This window comes from Microbacterium sp. NPDC056569 (assembly GCF_042793475.1).
In the GTDB taxonomy this organism is placed as follows: Bacteria; Actinomycetota; Actinomycetes; order Actinomycetales; family Microbacteriaceae; genus Microbacterium.
Map to the genome: position 1 here is coordinate 54,220 of NZ_JBHTUV010000012.1, position 19,156 is coordinate 73,375.

Genomic DNA, 19,156 nt, shown 5'->3' on the forward strand with positions numbered 1-19,156 from the left:
CAATAGTCCATTGGGCATGTGACCAATAGCAACGATGCTTTCCCGGAAGGAACACCGTGACCCATTCACAGACCGAGCTCGATGACGAGTTCGTCGACACCGCGTCGCGTCCCGAGACGCGCGGAATCGAGCTGGTCGGCGATGCCGAGCGGCACGGCCGCGCACGCGACCTCTTCTTCATCTGGGCGGCGCCGAACGTCAGCATCCTGAATCTGACCATCGGCGCGACGCTCATCCTGCTCGGGCTGGAGCTGTGGCAGGCGATCGCGGTCATCCTCGCCGCCGCGCTGCTGTGGGTCTTCCCCGGGATCATCGCCGGCAGCGGCCCCGCGTCCGGAACGTCGGGCTCCGTCGTGACCCGGGCGATGTACGGCGTCCTCGGCAACCGGCTCTTCGTGGCATTCGTCGGGTGGTTCATCGGCGCGGTGTTCCTGTCGCTGACCTGGCTCGCCTCGTCGTTCATGGGCGCGGACCTGCTGCGCCGCATGGGTCTCGACGACCCCGTCTGGGTGCCCATCGGGGTGACGGTGGTGGTCGCCGCGGTCACCATCCTCGTCGCGATCTTCGGCCACGGCCTGATCGTGCGCGCCTACTCGTACATGGCAGCCGCCCTGTTCGTGATCTTCCTGCTCGTGGCCGCCTTCATCCTGCCGACGGTCGACTGGCAGTACTCCTCGCCCGTGGCGCTCGAGGGGCCCGCGCTGTGGTCGGCGATGGCCATCGGGTTCACGATCCTCGCCTCGACGCCGCTGTCGTTCATCAACAGCCCCGACATCGCGCGCTATCTCCCGCGCTCCACGAAGCCGTCGCACATCGCGCTCGCGACCGGCCTCGGCGGCGCCATCCCGTTCATCGTCTTCACGATCGTCGGCGTGCTGCTGGCGACCGGGCTCAGCGCTGCCGCCTTCGAGGCCGGCATCGACGTGGCCCTCCTCGACCTCCTGCCCGGGTGGCTCGGGCCGATCCTCGTGATCGGGGTCGTCATCAACACGATCGCCCTGAACGCGATGACCACCTACACCTCGAGCATGGCGCTGCAGGCGATCGGGTTCCGGCTGCGCCGCATCCCCGCCGCGATCATCGTGGGCGCGGTGGGCACGGCCCTGACGATCTACCTCGTGCTGTCGTCGAGCCTCCTCGAGGCCGCCAACCTCATGCTGCAGTTCCTCGTCATCGTCTCTGGGCCGGCCATGGCCATCTTCGTCGTGGACGTGCTGCTGCGCCGCTACCGGTACGACGGGGTGGAGCTGTTCGACGACCACCCGGGCGGACGCTTCTGGTACACGGGCGGATGGGGCATTCCGGGCCTGACCGCCCTGCTGGTCGGCGGACTCGCGACGGCGCTGTGCCTGTCGACGAGCGTCTGGTCGGGACCGATCGCCGAGGCGACGGGCTACATCGATCTGTCGGTGCCGGTCGGCATGCTGGTCGCCGCCGCTCTCTACGCAGGCCTCCTGCGCACCCCGCTCGGAAAGAAGGGCCGTCCATGATCACCCGCTACGTCAACGGTCGCGTCTTCACCGCAGACCCCGATCCCGAGAAGGCCTGGGCCGAGGCGTTCGCCGTCCAGGGCGACGTCATCGCGTTCGTCGGCGACAGCGCCGACGCTCCCGACGCGGAGGCGACGGTCGACCTGCAGGGCCGGCTCGTGCTCCCCGGCTTCACCGACGCGCACACCCATCTGCTCATGATGGGCGCGGCGCTCGGGCAGGTGCACCTCACCGACGCCCGGTCACTGGACGAGATCCAGTCCCGGCTGCGCGACGCCCGCGATCGGGATCCGGATGCTGCGGCCCTGCGCGGACGCGGATGGCTCTTCGACTCCGTACCCGGCGGGGCGCCCACCGCGGCGATGATCGACGCGGTGGTCTCCGACATCCCCGTCTATCTCGACGCCAACGACTACCACTCGTGCTGGGTGAACCGTGCGGCGCTCGCCGAGCTGGGCATCACGCGCGACACGCCGGATCCGATCGGCGGCGAGATCGCCCGCGACGCCGACGGCGAGCCGACCGGAATGCTGTACGAGACGGCGGCGGTGCAGTTCGCGTGGGCTCACCGTGACGCGACCACGACCGACGGCGACCGCGACGAGGCCGTCGAGCGCGCCATCGCCGCCTACCTGGCGACCGGCGTCACCGGGGTCGTCGACATGGCCTTCGACGAGTTCGGACTCGCCGCCTTCGAGCGCGCCCGCGCGCGCCGCGGCGGCGAGCTGCCGATCCGCGTGGCCGCGCACTGGCTCATCGAGAACACGGGCGACGACGAGAGGAACCTCGCTCAGGTGGCCCGCGCGGCCGAGCTCGCCGCGAGAGAGTCGTCGCCGTGGCTCCGCGTCGTCGGCATCAAGCTCATCCTCGACGGGGTCATCGACGCCTGCACGGCGGCGATGCGCCAACCTTATGCCGACGGGACGAACGCGGGGCCGATCTGGCCGCTCGCTCAGCTCGAGCCCGTGATCGTGGCCGCCGACGCGGCGGGGCTGCAGGTCGCCCAGCACGCGATCGGCGATCTCGCGAGCGACATCGCCCTCGATGCCATCGAGCGCGCGATCGCGGTCAACGGCCCGCGCGACCGGCGACACCGCATCGAGCACCTCGAGTACGCCGCGCCCGAGACCGCGGCGCGGATGGCGGCGCTCGGCGTCACGGCGTCGATGCAGCCGGTGCATTCCGACCCCGCGATCTTCGCGAACTGGGCCGAGATGCTCGGCGACGAGCGGGTCGAGCGCGCCTTCGCGTGGCCCGAGTACGAGGACGCGGGGGCGCTGCTGGCGTTCTCGACCGACGCGCCGACGGCACCGCACAGCTCCCTCGCGAACATGTACATCGCCGCGACCCGCGCCTCCGCGCTCGACCCGGGCGTGCCCGCCACTCATCCGCAGTACGCGCTGCCGCTCGATCGCGCGATCGGCCACGCGACGCGAGACGCCGCCGCCTCGGTCGGCGACGGCGACTGGCGCGGCCGCATCGCCCGCGGCTTCGCCGCCGACGTCGCGGTGCTCGACACCGACCCGTTCGCGGCCGGCGCGGATGCGCTGCTGGAGGCGCAGGTGGTCGAGACGATCATGGCGGGGCGTTCCCGGTACTCCGCGTCCGTCGAACCGGCGAGCCGAGGGTGACGCCACGCGAGCGGCTCGGTCCACCTCCCCCAGTCGGAGGGTCGGCCGTTCGAGCCGCCCTTCGCCGCTCGCCGGAGTCGGGTGTACTGTCACCGAGATGAGCCAGTCGCGCCTGCCGAAGAAGCTCTACGAGCGCGAGCTGCGGCGACTGCAGGCCCAGCTCGTCGACATGCAGGCCTGGGTGCAGGCGTCGGGTGCGCGGATCGTGGTCATCTTCGAGGGACGGGATGCCGCGGGCAAGGGCTCGACCATCAAGCGGGTCGCGGAGTATCTGAACCCGCGCGTCACCCGCATCGTCGCCCTGCCGACTCCGACGGAGCGCGAGAGGACCCAGTGGTACTTCCAGCGCTACGTCCCGCACCTGCCGGCGGCGGGCGAGATCGTGCTCATGGACCGGTCCTGGTACAACCGGGCCGGCGTCGAGCACGTGATGGGCTACTGCACCAATGCGGAGTATCACCGGTTCCTGCATCAGGCGCCGATCTTCGAGCGGATGCTGGTGGAGGACGGCGTCATCCTCCTGAAGTACTGGTTCAGCGTCTCACCGGATGAGCAGGAGGCGAGGTTCCGCTCGCGCGCCCACGACCCGATGCGGCGCTGGAAGCTGAGCCCGAACGATGTGATGTCGATCACCCGCTGGGAGGACTACTCCCGAGCGAAGGACACGATGTTCGTCCACACCGACATCCCGGAGGCACCTTGGTTCGAGGTGCCGTCGGTCGACAAGCGCCGCAGCCGGGTCAACATGATCTCCCACCTGCTCGCGAGCATCCCCTACGAGCTCGTCCCGCGCGAGGCGGTCGCGATTCCGATCCGCCCCGATTCCCGCGGGTACGAGCGCCCGCCCCGCAACCTCGAGAACTACGTCCCCGACGTCGCCGCCGAGCTGGAGCGCTCCGCTCACAGCGACGACTGAGGTCGTCAGAGCTGGACGCGCCCGATCGTGACCGAGACCGGGTCGCCGAGCGAGCCGTCCGGTAGAGGCGTCTGGTACGTCAGCGTCGCGGTCGCGAAGCCCACCGTGATCTGCACGGCGGGGTCGGTGCCCGCGAGGGCGGTGCTCGCCGAGGTCACGACGGTATCCTCCATGCGCAGCGTGAAGTAGTCGCCGACCATGCCCTGCCTGCGCGCGGACACCAGCACGAGGTCCAGACGGATGCCGCGGGCACAGGCATCGAAGAGGCGCGGCGTCGCCTTGTCGAGGCGGATCACGAGGGAGACATCCGAGATCGTCGGCTTGCCGACTCGACCGCCGCCGCCCCCGCCGGCGGACGGTGCGTTCGCCACCGTCCAACTCCAGCTCAGCACCTCGATGGCACCCGGATGCTGGTCGTCGACGACCTCCCCGGGGATCGATGAGATGGTGAGGAACAGTTCTTCGGCCACCGCACGCTCCCGTCCCGATTCCCCCGACCGCGCGACCGCGCACGACCGAACCCAGAGATACTCCCCGTGAGCCGGACCCGCAAGGGGCGACGGTCCCGGCGGCCGGTCCGTCACCGGGCGGGGAGGTCAGAGCCTGAGCACGCCGTCGGCGATCACGAGCCCGCTGCCCGACAGGTCCACGCGATCTCCCTCCACGGCGATCTCGAGCACGCTGGGCCTTCCCATGGCGTGGCCTTGGAGGATACGGATGCTGCCGCCCGGCGCGTCCCCATCGCGGGTGAGCAGCGCGGCGAGGGGTCCCGCGGCGGTGCCGGTGGCGGGGTCCTCGACGATGCCGACCGTGGGGTTGAAGAAGCGGGTGTATGCATCGGCGCCGTCCGCGCCGCCCTCGGTCGAGTAGACGTAGCACCCCTCTGCGCCGACCCCGGCGAGCAGGGTGCGCAGGCGCGCCGGTTCCGGCGCCGCGGCGTCGACGTCGGCGCGCGTGCGGAGCCCGAGCATGAGGTGCTCGGCCCCGGTCCACACCACCTCGGCGGTTCGGTCGGCAAGGGCGCCGGCGGAGAGTCCGAGGGCCTCGGCGAACCCCGCGTGGCCGGTCGTCGAGTGGAGGAACCGGGGCGCGGCCTGCCGCATCGTGACCCTCGACCGCCCGTCCTCGCTTCGCGTGATCCACACGGGCAGCACGTCGTCGCCGATCTGCTGCGCGAACTCGTCCCGTTCGGGCGGCAGCACCCCGGTGTCGGCGAGCCAGATCCACGCGCCCATCGCGTTGTGGCCGGCACCCAGCACCTCGATCCCGGCCGCCGTGAACGACCGCAGGCGGTGATCCGCGCCCGTGGCAGACGGCGCGACGAGGAACGTCGTCTCCGACTGGTTGAACTCCCGCGCGATCGCGCGCATCTCCCGCTCGCTCAGCCGGTCGGCGTCCGGCACCAGCGCGAGCGGGTTGCCAGTCAGCGGAGTTTCGGCGAAGACATCCACCCACGAGAAGCGCAGCTCGGTCAACGGTCGATCCTTCCTCAGCCGTTCCGCCAGTCTCGGCCGCGCGGGCCCGCGCGGTCAACGCACGGTTCCCGCCGAAGGGCCGATCAGCGCGGAGAAGTCGCCGGATGACGGGATTTGACGCCCTTTGACGTCCGGCGCCGACGCTGCCCGACCCCGCAGTGAGCCCCGCCATACGATCCCCGCAACCGGGCGCACCCCGCGGCCCGAGTGACGGAGGACACGATGAGCCGCATCCCGATCGGGATCGACCTCGACGGCGAAGGCGCCCACCCTGCTGCCTGGCGAGCCGCCGACCATGCACCGGCGGAGCTGTTCACGCCCGGCCGGATCGCCGCGCGCATCGCGGCCGTCGACGAGTCCGGCCTCGGGTTCGCGACGTTCCCCGAGTACGACCCCACCGCGCCCGGCGGCGTCGGCGGCGGGCTCGACACGATAGAAGCCGCGTCTTTCGCCGCCGCCTCCACCACACGTATCGGCCTTGTGCCGGTGGTCAACGCGATCCACGCCGAGCCCTACCACCTCGCCAACCAGCTCAACACCCTCGACTGGGCGTCGCGCGGCCGGGGCGGCTGGTTCGTCCGTTCCGCCGACTCGGCCGACATCGCCGCCGACTACGGCCGTGCACCTCATCGCACTGCGGCGGACGCTGACGAAGAGGCCCGCGACGTGATCGCCGCCGTGCGCCGGCTCTGGGACACGTGGGAGGACGATGTCCTCATCGCCGACGAGGAGACCGGCCGATTTCTCGATCTCGACCGCTGGCACTACGCCGACGCCGTCGGCGGCTCGTTCACGATCAAGGGCCCGGGGCTCCTCCCGAGGCCGCCGCAGGGGCAGCTCGTCGTGTGGGCGGATACGCCCGACTCGGTGCTTGCCGCGTCGGTCGACATCGCCGTGGTGAGTGGACGCAGCCTGCCGCAGATCATCGCGCGCGCAGGTGCGGCGGCCGAGCGCGGCGTGCCGCGCCGCGTCGCGTCGGTGGAGATCGCCCTCGACGCCGGTGGGCAGTCGGCGACCGAGCGCCTCCGCGCACTCGACCGCGAGGCCGAGTGGGCGCCGGGCGACAGGCTCAGGATCGTCGGTTCTGCGGCCGAGGCAGCTCGACGCCTGACCGAGCTCGCCCCCTCGGTCGATGGCATCCGCCTGCATCCGGCGGTGATCGACGTCGACCTGGCCGTCATCGCCGACGAGCTGCTGCCCCGCCTCGACGCGGAGGGCGTGCTGCACGCGCCCCTGGTGGGCGAGACGCTTCGAGACCAGTTCGGGCTGCCGCGCCCCGCCAATGTCTTCGCACTCGCGGAGGAGAACCGATGAACGACCGTCGTCTGCGAGACGCGGACTACCCGCGCCCCCATGCACGCCTGCACCTCAACGTCTTTCAGCCGTTCGGCCCGATCTACGACTGGTCGCGCACACCCCGGCTGCGCGACTACTACGAGCCCGATTCCTACCTCGCGCTCGTCCAAGAGGCCGAGCGGGGGCTCTTCAGCGCGATCTTCCTCGGCGAGAGCCTGCGGCTGCGCGAGCACCTCGGTCGGCTGAACGACATCGCGGTGACCGGTCGGCCCGACGCCCTCGCGCTGTTCGCCTACCTCGCCGCGAACACCAGCCGCATCGGCCTGGTCGCCACCCTCAACACCACCTACACCGACCCCGTCGACCTCGCTCGCCGCATCGCGACCGTCGATCTGCTCAGCGGCGGCCGTGCGGGCTGGAACGTCGTCACCACCGACAACGGCTGGACGGGGGAGAACTTCCGGCGCGGTGGCTTCCTCGATCGCGACAACCGCTACCTGTACGCCGAGGAGCACGTTGCGGTGGTGCAGGCGATCTGGGACGGCTTCGCGCCCGACGCGATCGCCACGGGCACGGATGCTGGCGCCTGGCTGCGTCCGGGCGGTGTCACGCCCGTCGAGCGCAGCGGGGAGCACCTCAGCGCCCGCGTCGTGCCGCAGGTTCCGCCGAGCCCGCAGGGCCAAGCCGTCTATTTCCAGGCGGGCGACTCCGCCGAGGGTCGTGACTTCGCCGCCCGCCGCGCCGAGGGCATCTTCACCCACCACGTGGAGTTCGACGAGGCCGTGGCGTTCACCGCCGACATCCGCCGGCGCGCCCGCTCGTACGGCCGCCCCGGCGACGACATCCTCGTCATCCCCGGCGCCTCGATCGTCGTCGGCGACTCCGCCGCCGAGGCGGACGAGAAGGCGCGCCATCTGCGCGAGCGCTTCCTCACCGATCGCCGCGTCCGCCAGATCGTCGAGGAGGTGTGGCAGGAGGACCTCTCCGACGTCGACCTCGACGGGCCGCTCCCCACTCACGCGCCCGCCGCCGACCGCCAGAGCCGCACGCACGGCATCGTGCACACCGGTCACGAGCCGTCGGCCAAGATCCGGGAGTGGCGGGCGATCTCGGAGGCACGGGGGTACAGCATCCGTCAGCTCGTCCATCACCTCACGAGCGCTCGGGCCTTCGTCGGCACCCCCGGCGGCGTGGCCGACGAGCTCGCTCACTTCGTGCGCTCGGACGCGTTCGACGGCCTCAACGTCACGCCCGACGCGTTCCCCGACGGGCTCGGCGACGTCGTCGACCGGCTCGTCCCCGAGCTGCAGGAGCGCGGCATCTACCCGAGCGAGTACGCGGGCACGACGCTGCGTGAGAACCTCGGCCTCCCCGAGACGGTCGGCCATCGCGTGCCCGAGCGGGCCGCATCGCGTGCGGAGTCGGTGGCGGTATGACGAGCCTCGCGGTGGCGGGGACGGATGCCGTGGCCTCCGCCTGCGAAGCGTCGCTGTTTCAGCCGCTGCGGCTGCGCGGGCTCGAGGTGCGCAACCGCCTCTGGCTCTCGCCGATGTGCCAGTACTCCGCGGTCGACGGATTGGCGGGTGACTGGCACCTCGCACACCTGGGCGACCGGGCGTCGGGCGGCTGGGGCCTGCTGTTCACCGAGGCGACCGCCGTCGCCCCGGAGGGGCGCATCAGTGCCGGCGACACCGGAATCTGGAACGCCGCGCAGGCCACCGCGTGGCAGCGGGTCGTCGACTTCGTGCACGCACGCGGCGCGCCCATCGCGCTCCAGCTCGCGCACGCCGGGCGCAAGGCGTCGCTCGCCGCGCCGTGGTCGGACAGCGAGGGCTCGGTCCCGCCGGAGCGCGGGGGATGGGTGGCCCGCTCGGTGAGTGCCGAGCCGGTTCCCGGGCTCGCCGCGCCGGTCGCGCTCGAGGCGGACGAGATCCCGCACATCGTGGACGCCTTCGCGGAGGCGGCGGCGCGGGGCGTGTTCGCGGGGTTCGATGCGATCGAGATCCTCGCCGGGCACGGGTTCCTGCTCCACTCCTTCCTCTCGCCGCTCACGAACCACCGCACGGACCGGCACGGGGTGGCGCACCGCAGCCGGCTTCTGGAGGAGGTGGTCGTCGCGGTGCGGGGAACCATCCCGGCGCACGTGCCGCTCCTCGTGCGGGTGTCGGCCACCGACTGGCTTGCCGGCGGCGTCTCCATCGCCGAGACCGTGGTGCTCGCGCGGCGCCTCGCCGCCCTCGGCGTGGACCTCGTCGACGTCTCGACCGGCGGGCTGCTGCCGGCCGACATCCCGGTGGGGCCCGGGTATCAGGTCGGCGCCGCGCGGCGCATCCGCGAGCAGGCGGGCGTGCCGACCGCGGCGGTCGGGCTCGTCTCCGACGCCCGTGACGCCGACCGCATCGTGCGTTCGGCCAGTGCCGATGCGGTGCTCATCGGGAGGGCGGCGCTGCGCGATCCGTACTTCGCGCTGCGCGCCGCGCACGAGCTCGGGGTGGACGCCGAGTGGCAGCCGCAGTACGCCCGCGGGGCGTGGAGCTGACCGACCTCGGGTGGCAGCATCCGTTCATCCACTCCACACGTGCGATTCATCGACTTCGCATCGCGTGGGAGGGGTGTCCGCTCGAACTGCCGTTGACGTCGGCGGGGGAGGTCGCCCAGAACGCGTGGGCGTTCATGCCGCTTTATCCGTGGGCGGCCGGCGGTGGACTACTGGTTCCGGTCGTACGGGCTCGGCACCGAGTTCTGGCACATCCCCTGATCGACCCATGGACGCGCGCCTCTCGCTTCGGAGTCAGGCCCGAGCGGGATCAGCGCCGTCGTCACGCGATGAGGACTGCTCGTGGGTGGATTCGGCGCTGCCCTCCTCCTCGAGACGTTTGGAGAGCAGGACGATCAGGATGACGCCGAACGTGTCGGCGACGAGGCTGATGTTGTACTCCCAGACGAACCAGATCCAGAACTCCGCGTAGTCGAGCGGATCGCCGTGCGTGTTCTGCTCGCCGACCCAGACGTGGTGCCCCGTCCAGAGCGCGATCCCCGTCTGGACGACGAGGATCGCCGCCAGCATGAGGGAGAGGCTGTGTCGCTGCAGGAAGGTGCCCTGCCGGGCTGCGCCGCGAAAGTTGTATCCCATGGCACAGGGTCGCGAGAAATGCCTGGCCGAGTCAACACCCCCACCCGGATGCCTCATACGGTCCGAGACCGAGCACGCGCGCTTCAGGCTGGATTCAGCCCCGGCGGGCCAGACTGGACCCGATGCGGATTCTGGTGGTGGATGACGAGGTGCGCCTGGCCGACGGCATCCGTCGCGGGCTCGAGGCGGAAGGCTTCGGCGTCGACGTCGCCCACAACGGTGTGGACGGACTGTGGCGAGCCCGCGAGACGGCGTACGACGCCATCGTGCTCGACCTCATGATGCCGGGGATGAGCGGGTGGAAGGTCTGCGAGGCGCTGCGCGCGGAGGAGAACTGGACCCCGGTGCTCATGCTCACGGCGAAGGACGGAGAGTGGGATCAGGTCGAGGCGCTCGAGACCGGCGCCGACGACTACGTGACCAAGCCGTTCTCGTTCGCCGTGCTCGTCGCCCGGCTGCGGGCGCTGATCCGCCGCGGCGGGATCGAGCGGCCGACCGTGCTCGAAGCGGGCGACCTGCGGCTCGACCCGGGAGCTCGAAAGGTCTGGCGCGGCGACGCCGAGATCGATCTGACATCGCGCGAGTTCTCCGTGCTCGAGCATCTCATCCGCCATCGCGGGCAGGTGCTCTCCAAGCGCGACCTCATCGCCGGCGTGTGGAACGACGACTTCGAGGGCGATCCGAACATCGTCGAGGTGTACGTCGGTCACCTGCGGCGCAAAGTCGACCGGCCGTTCGGCCGCGAGGCGATCGAGACCGTCCGCGGTGCGGGCTACCGTCTGGCGGCCGACGGTGGCTGAGCCACGGCGCCGGCGTTCCCTGCGGACGCGCATCAGCGCGGCCGCGACGCTGGTCGTCGCCGCCGCGCTGGTGGTCGGGGCGCTGGCGTTCTACGGCACCCTGTCGGTCAGCATCCACGATGCCACCGTCCGCGCCGCGGAGACCCGCGCCGAGCAGCTGGCGGCGCGGATCGAGGCGGAAGGACCTTCGGCGGTGACCGAGCTCGACGACGACATCGTGCAGGTGCTCGACGAGGACGGGCGTGTCGTCGCCGCTTCGGAAGAGGCCGACAGCGGCGACCTGCCGAATTCCGAAGGAAGCGTGGTCAGCTACGACGACGAGCCGATGCTCGTCGTCCGGGAAGACCTCGACGACGGCACGCTGCTCCTCGCCGTGCCGGTGGAGGACGACCAGCAGACTCTTGCGACCGTGGCCCTGCTGCTGGCGGTCGCCGTCTTCGCCGTCGTCGCGCTCGTCGCCGCGATCACGTGGTGGGTCGTGGGGCGTGCCCTCCGCCCGGTCTCCCGCATCCGGGCGGAGGTCGACGACATCAGCGCCGACCGCCTCGACCGGCGTGTGGCCGTGCCCGCGTCGGGCGACGAGATCGCCGCGCTCGCGGCGACGATGAATCGCATGCTGGACCGACTGGATGCTGCCGCCACCGCGCAGCGCCGATTCGTGTCCGACGCCTCGCACGAGCTGCGCTCCCCGCTGGCGACGATCCGCCAGCACGCCGAGCTGGCACAGCTGCATCCCGACGCGACGTCCGTGGACGACCTCGCCGAGGTGGTCCATGACGAGGGCCTCAGGATGCAGGAGCTCGTCGACGCGCTGCTGCTGCTGACCCGACTCGACGAGCGGGCGGCCCAGCCCCGAGACGACGTCGACATGGACGACCTCGCGCTCGCCGAGGCGAAGCGGCTCCGTGCCGGCGGTGCGGTCGTGGATGCGTCGGGCATCCACGCAGCACGCGTGCCCGGCGATGCCCGCCTGCTCGGCCGGCTGGTGCGCAATCTCGCCGACAACGCCGCCCGTCACGCGCGAACCGCCGTCGCGATCGGGGTGCTCGAGCGGGACGGGCAGGTGCTATTGACGGTCGACGACGACGGGGTCGGCGTGCCGCCTGCGGAGCGCGAGCGCATCTTCGAGCGCTTCGTCCGGCTCGACGAAGCCCGCGCGCGCGATGCGGGCGGCAGCGGACTGGGGCTCGCGATCGTCCGCGCGATCGCGGAGGCCGAGGGCGGCAGCGTGCGTGTCGAGGACTCTCCGCTCGGCGGCGCACGGTTCGCGGTCAGCCTGCCGGCGGCCCGCTGAACGCGGCTTCAGGATGCTTCAGGTCTGCTTCAGCGACCGCTCGGCACCATCGAAGCATGGATGACACGAACAGCACCCCCGAGACGTCCCCCGCCGTTGCCCACTCCGCCGACGCCGATCGCACCGAGGTCGTCGCATCGACTCCGACTCCCGCTCCGGCCCCGAAGCGCAGCCGCACGCGCGGCTGGTTGATCGGCGGCGGCGCCGTGCTGGCCGCGGCGCTCCTCGCCGGTGGCGGCATCGCCCTCGGCGCGGAGATGGCTGACGAGGCCGCTGATCTCACCACGTCGTCGTCGGATGACCGCGACGATGCCGGCGACGACGATGCCTCGAGCGGCGACAGCACCGGCGGCGACCTCTCGAACCTCGGCACCGACTCCGCCGACGACCTGGTCGCGATGGTCGACGCTGCGTCCGCCGCCGGTGAGGGCGAGCCCACCTCGATCGACCTGAAGCGCGACGGCAGCGCCGAGGTGACGCTCGAGGCCGCCGATGGCGCGGAGACCGAGGTGCGCGTCGACGCCGGCGGCGAGGCATCCGTCGTCTCCAGCGAGTCCGCCGACGACGACGGCGCCCCGCAGTACGTCCTCGACGCCGACTCGATCGCCGCCATCGTGGACGCTGCGCTCGCCGAGGCCGACGGCCGCATCGTCGAGATCGAGGCCGACGACGACAGCACCTCCCCCTGGGATGTCACGGTGCTCACCGCGGCCGGCGAATTCCTCGAGCTCGACCTGGATGCCCAGTTCGCGGTCGTCTCCACCGGAACCGACAGCGACGACTGAGCAGACGCGCGGCGGCGGCCCGATCACATCGGTCGGGCGGCCGCCGTCGCCGCTCCGCTCCTGGCTAGCTGCCGTCGCGCAGGTCGCCGAGCGTCGTCCGCGTGAAGCTCGCCCGATCGAACCACACGGCGCAGCCGTCGCCGGTCGGGCTCTGCCCCTCGAACCCGACCTGCAGGTCCCCGAGGTCGTCGCCCAACGCGAACGCGCGGACGAAGTGCCACCAGTCGCCGTCGGTCGAGGCGTGCAGGGCGAACACCCGCCTGACCCGCGAGACGCGGAGCCAGACCGCGTCGCCGTCGACGGTGAACGAGTTGGCGTCATCCGACACCCCGCGGGTGACGACCGACACCACCATCGGCGCTCCGGCCGGCGACCGCTCGAAGCACAGCTTCGCCCAGTGCCGCTCATCGGCCCAGACGAGGAGGACGGCGGCGTCGAACATCGCCCGGAACTCCGCGCCCACGCGAGCCGAGAAGACGAAGTCGCCCTCGCCGGGCGTGCCGAGCAGTGTGACCGCGTTGAGCATCGTCTCGGCTGCGGTGCCGCTCTCGCCGCTCGGGTCGACGAAGAGATCGCTGTGCGCGGGGGCGCGCACCTCCACCCGGTCGTCGGCGACCGTCCAGTCCGAGTCCTCCGTCGGGGTCAGCTCGAACGGAATGCCGGGAACGGCGAGGGATGTCGACATCGGGTGCTCCTGGTGTGGCGGCGGCGCCGTCGCGGCGCGGCCGAGGGGATGACGGATGCCGCGGGCCGCGGCATCCGTCATCATCATGCCGTGGCGGGGAAGGTCGGAGCGTCGTCGGGCGTTGGCTTGTCGCATGCGATCGATCGTCTACTCCCACACCGGCAGTTCGTCCGTCCTCTCGCTTGTGGAGCGTGAACTCGCGGACCCCGGCCCGAGGGAGGTGCGCGTGCGGGTGACCGTCTCGGGCGTGAATCCGACGGACTGGAAGGCGCGCGTCGCCAGTGGGGCGAAGCCGGCGTTCGACGAGGTCGTGCCGAATCAGGACGGCGCCGGTGTGATCGACGCCGTCGGCGAGGCCGTCGAGGGGCTCGCGGTCGGTGACCGCGTGTGGCTGTATCTCGCGCAGCACCAGCGCCCGACAGGCACGGCGCAGGAGTTCACCGTCGTTCCCGCCGAGCGGGCGGTGAAGCTGCCGGAGGGGGTCGGCTTCGAGATCGCGGCGAGCCTGGGCGTGCCCGCGATGACGGCGCATCGCGCGCTGACCGTGCACGAGTTCGGTCCGGCGCGGTTGTCGCCGGGTTCGCTCGACGGGCGCGTCGTGCTGGTCGCCGGGGGAGCGGGCGCCGTGGGTCACGCCGCGATCCAGCTCGCAGTCTGGGCAGGGGCGACCGTGATCGCCACCATCTCGGGCGACGAGAAGGCGGCGCTGGCGCGCGCCGCGGGTGCGCACCACATCGTGAACTACCGCGACGCGGCGGCCGCCGAGCAGATCTCGGCGCTCGCACCTGGTGGCGTCGATCACATCGTCGAGGTGTCGATCGGGCAGAACGCCGGCCTGGACGGTCACGTGATCGCGAACCACGGGTCGATCGCGTACTACGCCGACAACGGCGGCGACGAGGCGACGATCCCGGTGCGCGCGACCTTCGCGAAGAACGTGCGCATCCAGGGGCTGCTGCTCTACACAGTGGGCGAGGCGGCGCTCTCGGCTGCTGCCGAGGACATCACCGCGGCGCTGCACGATGGCGCACTTCCGGTGGGCGAGGCGGCCGGGCTGCCGCTGACGTGGTTCTCGCTCGACGAGACGGCGGCCGCGCACGACGCCGTCGAGCAGGGCGCGGTGGGCAAGGTGCTCATCGACGTCTCCGGCGACAACCGCTGAGGCACGACGCACACACCACCGCGGAAATGTTCCGGTGACAGCCCGAGCCCGCGGGCTCCGTGATCGACGCGCGCCCCCACCGCTACCCGGCGGCGGGGCTGACTCTTCGCGCCGGTGGTTGGAGGTCGCCGAAGTCGTAGCGGCGTGCGACCCGCACCGGCAACCCGGTCTGGGGGTATCCAGGGCGATGAAGGACGAAGTCGCCCTTGCCTCTTCGCGTGATGCGCCAGCCGTGGTGGTGCAGATTCATGTGGTGGAACGGGCACAGCAGGATTCCGCGATCGATGTCGGTTCGGCCGCCCTGCGCGAAGGGGTCGATGTGATGGGCCTCGCAATACGATGCAGGTCGGTCGCAGCCCGGGATGCGGCATCCACCATCTCGTATCGCCAGCGCGACGCGCTGTTTGGGAGTGAAGAGCCGCGCTTCTCGTCCCAGATCGAGCGGGTTGCCCGCAGCGTCGAGGGTGACGGTCATGGTGGCGGCCTCGCAGGTGCGGGTGCCGAGGATCCAGCCGGGCAGCGTGGCGCCTGTGTCTTCGACGAGCGCGACCGCCGGCCGGTCACGCAGGGCGTCGTCGAGGGCGGCTTGGGTGGCGATGACGCGGATGCCTGCTTGCCGGGTGCCGAACACGGTCGGCGCGTCCGCGAGCGCGCCGGCACGGATGAGGTCCATGACGAGGTCGTACGCGAGCTGGTCGTTGGTGCGCGGGTCTTCCTGCAGTTCCCGTGCCCGCGCGGCCTCGTCGGGATCGACGAATCGAGGCCCGCCGCGACGGGGGCGCAGCGCCGTGCCGATGATCGTGTCGATGCCCACGGCACCGACGTCGTCGAACGTGAAGCTGCCGCGACGCACTCCGTCGCGGTCGGTCCACGTGCGGAACGAACGTGCGTCGAAACGCTCGTCGAAGCGGCGCTGCGCACCCTCGGGGTCGAGCAGGTCGCGGATGGCCCGTGCCGCCGTCGCGAGTTCTTCCACCGTGCGCACGTGCGACTCACCGATCAGCTGCTCGGCCGCCATGGCCCAAGCGTCCCGAGCTGCCGAGTCTTCGCCGTCCGCTTCCGTCGGCGGAGTCCCGAGCCCCCGGAAGATCGCGTCGTGCTGTGCGGATGTAATCGTGGCCGCCAGGAGAGCCGCCCCGAGCGCGGCGTGCCACGGAGGGGGCTTCGGTCCCGCGGCGCCCGCGATGGCCACTTCGCCGGGGTCGGCATCCGGCGCAGTCGAAACGGATGCCGCAGCCAGCGCCTCGCCGATGCGCACCTGCTTCGTCGCGTCGGCCCGCGTGCTGCCGGTGAGGTCTTGGATCAGCGCCACGGCCGATCGGTGCCCGCGCTTCTGGGCGAGTCCGCCGTGGCCGGAGGCCCTCGTCGAGCGAGCCGACACAACGCCCGACGCGGCGATTCGAACGGACTCGCCGGCGCGCACCAGCGTCGTCGCACTCTGGATGACCGATAGCAGTGCGTCGTCGTCGAGCCGCTGTACGGTGGCCGGGATGCTGGCTGCACCCTCATCTCCGAGCGTTGCATGCAGAGCGTCGAGCGCCGCCTGCAACTCGGAGAAAAGATTCATACTTCATTGTGACGTGAACCTCAGACATTCGAAGCTATCTCTCCTCGAGTGCATCGGCGTCGAGCTCGTCGCGCGAGGTCAGCCCCAGTTTCCGCAGCGCGTTCGACATGTGGGTCTCGACGGTGCGAGGAGAAAGGAACAGCTCCGCGGCGATCGTGCGGTTGGTGCGTCCCGCTGCCGCTCGCCGCACGACCTCCTGCTCGCGTCGTGAGAGGTCGTTGCCGTGAGCAGGGCGCCCACCGCGCCACGGATACGGCACGGGAACGCCGTGCCGGCGCATCGTCCTGGTCACCCGGGCGATGTCCTGTCGTGCCGACAGGCGGCCGTACTCGATGAGGGCTTCCGTCAGCAGGCTCGGCCCATCGGCCGCGCCGTGTTCGCAGCGCCAGTCTCCGAGCCGTTCCGTCGATCGAGCGGCCATGTGCACCAGCCCCGTGTCGTGCGCTGCCGCGCGTGCTCGCGACATCCGCTGCTCGGCGGTGGAAGTGTCGCCGTCGTGGTGCGCGATGAGCGCCTCGCAGGTCATCAGCGCCACCGCGATCGCCGGCGCTTCCGCGTCGCGGACGCGGTCGCCGACGGAGGTGATCCGGGCACGGATGTCGTCCACTGTGCCGAGGGCCGACGCGGCCTCGACCTGGCACACCAGGGCGTCGGCGGCCCACGCCCAGATCCCCTTGCGCTGCAGCTGGTCCAGGGCGGCGGAAGCCTGGCCGAAGGCTTCCTGCGCATCCCCCAGGGTGAGCCGGAGCCGAGCGAGGGCCGCCCGCGCGGGCACCAGAGGCCACACCGCGCCGACGGCCTCGCAGTCGCGGATGAGGTCGGTGAGACCCTCGACCGCCTCCGCGGCGTTGCCGCCGGAGCCCACGACGAGGTAGTGCAGGTAGCGCGCCTCGAACGACGCGGCACCGAATCCGAAACCGCGCGAAGCGAGGTGCTGAGCCCGCTCGGCGAGACCGTCCCATCGCCCTGCTGCGTGGTCGACCAGCGCGCCGACGAGTTCGACGACCTCCAGCAGGCGGGGCGAGCCCGATCGATCGGCGATCGACCGCCCCTCGATCAGCAGTTCGTCGGCACGGCGCACGTACCCGATGTGGAGTGCGCCCTGCGCCCAGTTGATCGCGGCTCGCGCGTGTTCTCGTGGCTGTGTGAGCACGACAGGATCGCGACGCGCGGCGTCGATCAGCGCCCACGCGGCGGGATCGCCCTGTTCGAGAAGTAGCGATGCGCGCGCGATCCGCACCCCGAGTTCGACGTCCGCCGAGCCGGCGCGCTGAGCCGCCTCCACCGCTTGCGTGCACCGCGCCAGATGAGTCTCGAGCGACACATCCACGACGGTCTCGGGGGCCGCCAGCACGGCGAGCGCACGCGCCTGGAGGTCGGGACGCTCGTCGAGCTCATCGACCGCGCGCTCGATCTCGCCGTACCCGTCGCGGGCGAACCCCTGCTGCCGGTAGAGCCTGCCCAGGGCGAATCGCAGTTCGCCGCGGGCGGCCCGCGTCAGCTGCTCGCTCTCCAGGAGACGGGTGAGGATCGGGGCGGACTCGGCGTGGGCCAGCCCGTCCACGGCGGCACGACCGAGCTTCGTGGCGATCCGCACGCGATCGTCGATCGAGAGTTCGGTCATGTCTGCGGTCGCCTCGCGGAGGAACTCCGCCGCCGCGGCCTCGTTCCCATGGCGGACCGCTTCATCGGCGGCGGCCTCGGCCCAGCGGACGAAGTCCTTCACGAGCCCGGCGCGCTGGTAATGGTGGGCGATGCGCGCCGAGAGGATCGGGTCGTGCCGCTCCTCCAGCACGCGAGCGATGCGGGCGTGCCACCACTGGCGGGTCGGCAGGGGCGTGGCGTCGTAGACGATCTGCTGCGCGAGGACGTGCCGGAAGCGGCTGCGGCCGTCATGCTCATGCAGCAGGCCCGCGGCATGAGCCGACGCGAGAGCTCTCGCCACCTGCCGGGCGTCGTGCTCGGTGAGCTCTGCGGTGAGGCCCGGGTCGACGGTCGGCCCGACCACGGCGGCCGCCTCGACGACCTCACGCGCGGACGCGTCCAGCGTCATCAGCCGCTGGATGACGACATCACGCAGCGCCGTCGACACCGACAGCGCCGCGAGGGCTTCCGTGTGCGTGGGGATGTCCGCGGCCGGGATCTGTGCCAGCAGAGTGCGGAGGACTTCCTCGACGACGAAGGGGACCCCGCCCGTGACCTCGTGCAGCGCCGCCGCGACCGGATCAGGCACATCCACGCCCAGCAGGTGCCGCGACAGTTCGCCGACCTGCGCGACATCGAGCGGCACGAGCCGGGCCGTCCGCGTCCGGCCCTCCGGGGCGCGTGCGAACGACTCGCCGACGGGTGTCGCGCCGAGATCGGCGCGGCTGGTGACGACGATCGTCACTTCGGCCGGCTGGTGCGCGATGAGGTAGGTGAGGAAGTCGAAGGTGACGGCGTCCGCCCAGTGCACGTCTTCGAGCACCAGGACGGCGGGCGAGAGATGCTCGATCAGTTCCGCCGCCGCGCGGAAGATCTGGTGCCGCGCGTCGCGTTGATCAGCCGGGCGTGCGGGCGGAGCCGGGAGGCGGTCGGCGATCTCGGGCACGAGCGGAGCCAGGTTGCCCACCACGGGGCTCAGACCGCGGACGTCGATGTGATCGCGGTGTTGCCGGAAGGCGTCGAGCACCGGTCCGAGTGGGAACGGATCGTGGAGCTGCTGACACTGACCCATCAGCACGGCCGCCGAGCGCGGGGCCGCGGCCAGGAGTTCGCGCACCAGGCGGCTCTTCCCGATTCCCGCCTCGCCCTGGACGACGATGAGCGCCGGGGGCGACGCGAACGCCCGCGCCAGCGCGTCGAACTCGGCGCGACGACCGACGAGGACAGGCGACACCCCGCCGGGAGGTGGAGCGGGGGGCTGAGGCATGACTGCCATTC

General features: G+C 71.6%; 16 protein-coding genes. 10 read left to right on the plus strand and 6 right to left on the minus strand.

Annotation, left to right across the window (positions count from 1 at the left end; genetic code table 11):
- Positions 1 to 56 precede the first annotated feature (56 nt).
- The 3 genes from ACFQ7C_RS14795 to ppk2 all read left to right on the plus strand — a co-directional run bounded on the left by ACFQ7C_RS14795 (position 57) and on the right by ppk2 (position 4,037).
- Positions 57 to 1,490, plus strand: a complete 1,434-nt coding sequence (locus tag ACFQ7C_RS14795; RefSeq protein WP_378902604.1) for a purine-cytosine permease family protein — start codon at positions 57 to 59, stop codon at positions 1,488 to 1,490.
- Entirely contained in the window at positions 1,487 to 3,121 is a 1,635-nt protein-coding gene (locus tag ACFQ7C_RS14800) for an amidohydrolase (RefSeq protein WP_378902607.1), read from the plus strand. Before ACFQ7C_RS14795 ends, ACFQ7C_RS14800 begins: the two co-directional genes overlap by 4 nt.
- A 97-nt stretch (positions 3,122 to 3,218) precedes the next feature.
- The gene (gene ppk2 / locus ACFQ7C_RS14805; RefSeq protein WP_378902610.1) at positions 3,219 to 4,037 is read left to right on the plus strand and encodes a polyphosphate kinase 2; all 819 of its coding nucleotides are present in this window, start codon (positions 3,219 to 3,221) and stop codon (positions 4,035 to 4,037) included.
- A gap of 5 nt (positions 4,038 to 4,042) precedes the next feature.
- Here ppk2 and ACFQ7C_RS14810 read toward each other — a convergent pair whose 3' ends face one another.
- Positions 4,043 to 4,507: an Hcp family type VI secretion system effector gene (locus tag ACFQ7C_RS14810; protein WP_378902613.1), complete on the minus strand. Its 465-nt coding sequence runs from the start codon at positions 4,505 to 4,507 to the stop codon at positions 4,043 to 4,045.
- 126 nt (positions 4,508 to 4,633) lie between these two features.
- Positions 4,634 to 5,512 (minus strand): PhzF family phenazine biosynthesis protein, encoded by an 879-nt coding sequence (locus ACFQ7C_RS14815; RefSeq protein WP_378902616.1) that lies wholly within the window; start codon positions 5,510 to 5,512, stop codon positions 4,634 to 4,636.
- A gap of 222 nt (positions 5,513 to 5,734) precedes the next feature.
- Between ACFQ7C_RS14815 and ACFQ7C_RS14820 the strand changes: the two genes are divergently transcribed.
- Genes ACFQ7C_RS14820 through ACFQ7C_RS14830 form a run of 3 tightly spaced genes read left to right on the plus strand, consistent with a single transcriptional unit; the run spans position 5,735 to position 9,347 of the window.
- On the plus strand, positions 5,735 to 6,826 hold the full coding sequence (locus tag ACFQ7C_RS14820; RefSeq protein ID WP_378902619.1) for an LLM class flavin-dependent oxidoreductase: 1,092 nt from the start codon (positions 5,735 to 5,737) through the stop codon (positions 6,824 to 6,826).
- Complete coding sequence (locus ACFQ7C_RS14825; protein ID WP_378902622.1) at positions 6,823 to 8,244, plus strand: NtaA/DmoA family FMN-dependent monooxygenase; 1,422 nt, start codon at positions 6,823 to 6,825, stop codon at positions 8,242 to 8,244. The genes ACFQ7C_RS14820 and ACFQ7C_RS14825 overlap by 4 nt, the downstream gene beginning before the upstream one ends.
- A complete protein-coding gene (locus ACFQ7C_RS14830) occupies positions 8,241 to 9,347 on the plus strand; it encodes an NADH:flavin oxidoreductase/NADH oxidase (RefSeq protein ID WP_378902625.1) in 1,107 nt (368 codons plus the stop codon). Before ACFQ7C_RS14825 ends, ACFQ7C_RS14830 begins: the two co-directional genes overlap by 4 nt.
- A 252-nt stretch (positions 9,348 to 9,599) precedes the next feature.
- Here ACFQ7C_RS14830 and ACFQ7C_RS14835 read toward each other — a convergent pair whose 3' ends face one another.
- Positions 9,600 to 9,941, minus strand: coding sequence for a hypothetical protein (locus ACFQ7C_RS14835; protein WP_378902628.1), 342 nt, complete (start codon positions 9,939 to 9,941; stop codon positions 9,600 to 9,602).
- Between the two features lie 122 nt (positions 9,942 to 10,063).
- Here ACFQ7C_RS14835 and ACFQ7C_RS14840 point away from each other — a divergent pair, with 122 nt between their 5' ends.
- The 3 genes from ACFQ7C_RS14840 to ACFQ7C_RS14850 are packed head-to-tail and all read left to right on the plus strand — an operon-like array spanning position 10,064 to position 12,820.
- The gene (locus tag ACFQ7C_RS14840) at positions 10,064 to 10,741 is read left to right on the plus strand and encodes a response regulator transcription factor (protein WP_378902631.1); all 678 of its coding nucleotides are present in this window, start codon (positions 10,064 to 10,066) and stop codon (positions 10,739 to 10,741) included.
- Entirely contained in the window at positions 10,734 to 12,035 is a 1,302-nt protein-coding gene (locus ACFQ7C_RS14845; RefSeq protein WP_378902634.1) for a sensor histidine kinase, read from the plus strand. The genes ACFQ7C_RS14840 and ACFQ7C_RS14845 overlap by 8 nt, the downstream gene beginning before the upstream one ends.
- Positions 12,036 to 12,091: 56 nt before the next feature.
- Positions 12,092 to 12,820 carry a PepSY domain-containing protein gene (locus ACFQ7C_RS14850; protein WP_378902637.1) on the plus strand — a complete coding sequence of 243 codons (729 nt, stop codon included), beginning with the start codon at positions 12,092 to 12,094 and terminating at the stop codon, positions 12,818 to 12,820.
- A 64-nt stretch (positions 12,821 to 12,884) separates the two neighbouring features.
- On the opposite strand, the gene ACFQ7C_RS14855 is transcribed toward ACFQ7C_RS14850, so the two are convergent.
- A complete protein-coding gene (locus ACFQ7C_RS14855; protein WP_378902640.1) occupies positions 12,885 to 13,640 on the minus strand; it encodes a DUF1349 domain-containing protein in 756 nt (251 codons plus the stop codon).
- Here ACFQ7C_RS14855 and ACFQ7C_RS14860 point away from each other — a divergent pair.
- Positions 13,639 to 14,667 (plus strand): NADPH:quinone reductase, encoded by a 1,029-nt coding sequence (locus ACFQ7C_RS14860; protein ID WP_378902643.1) that lies wholly within the window; start codon positions 13,639 to 13,641, stop codon positions 14,665 to 14,667. The two genes, ACFQ7C_RS14855 and ACFQ7C_RS14860, sit on opposite strands and share 2 nt — an antisense overlap.
- Before the next feature lie 82 nt (positions 14,668 to 14,749).
- Here ACFQ7C_RS14860 and ACFQ7C_RS14865 read toward each other — a convergent pair whose 3' ends face one another.
- On the minus strand, positions 14,750 to 16,234 hold the full coding sequence (locus ACFQ7C_RS14865) for an HNH endonuclease signature motif containing protein (RefSeq protein ID WP_378902646.1): 1,485 nt from the start codon (positions 16,232 to 16,234) through the stop codon (positions 14,750 to 14,752).
- 34 nt (positions 16,235 to 16,268) lie between these two features.
- Positions 16,269 to 19,145: a helix-turn-helix transcriptional regulator gene (locus tag ACFQ7C_RS14870; protein ID WP_378902649.1), complete on the minus strand. Its 2,877-nt coding sequence runs from the start codon at positions 19,143 to 19,145 to the stop codon at positions 16,269 to 16,271.
- Positions 19,146 to 19,156 lie beyond the last annotated feature (11 nt).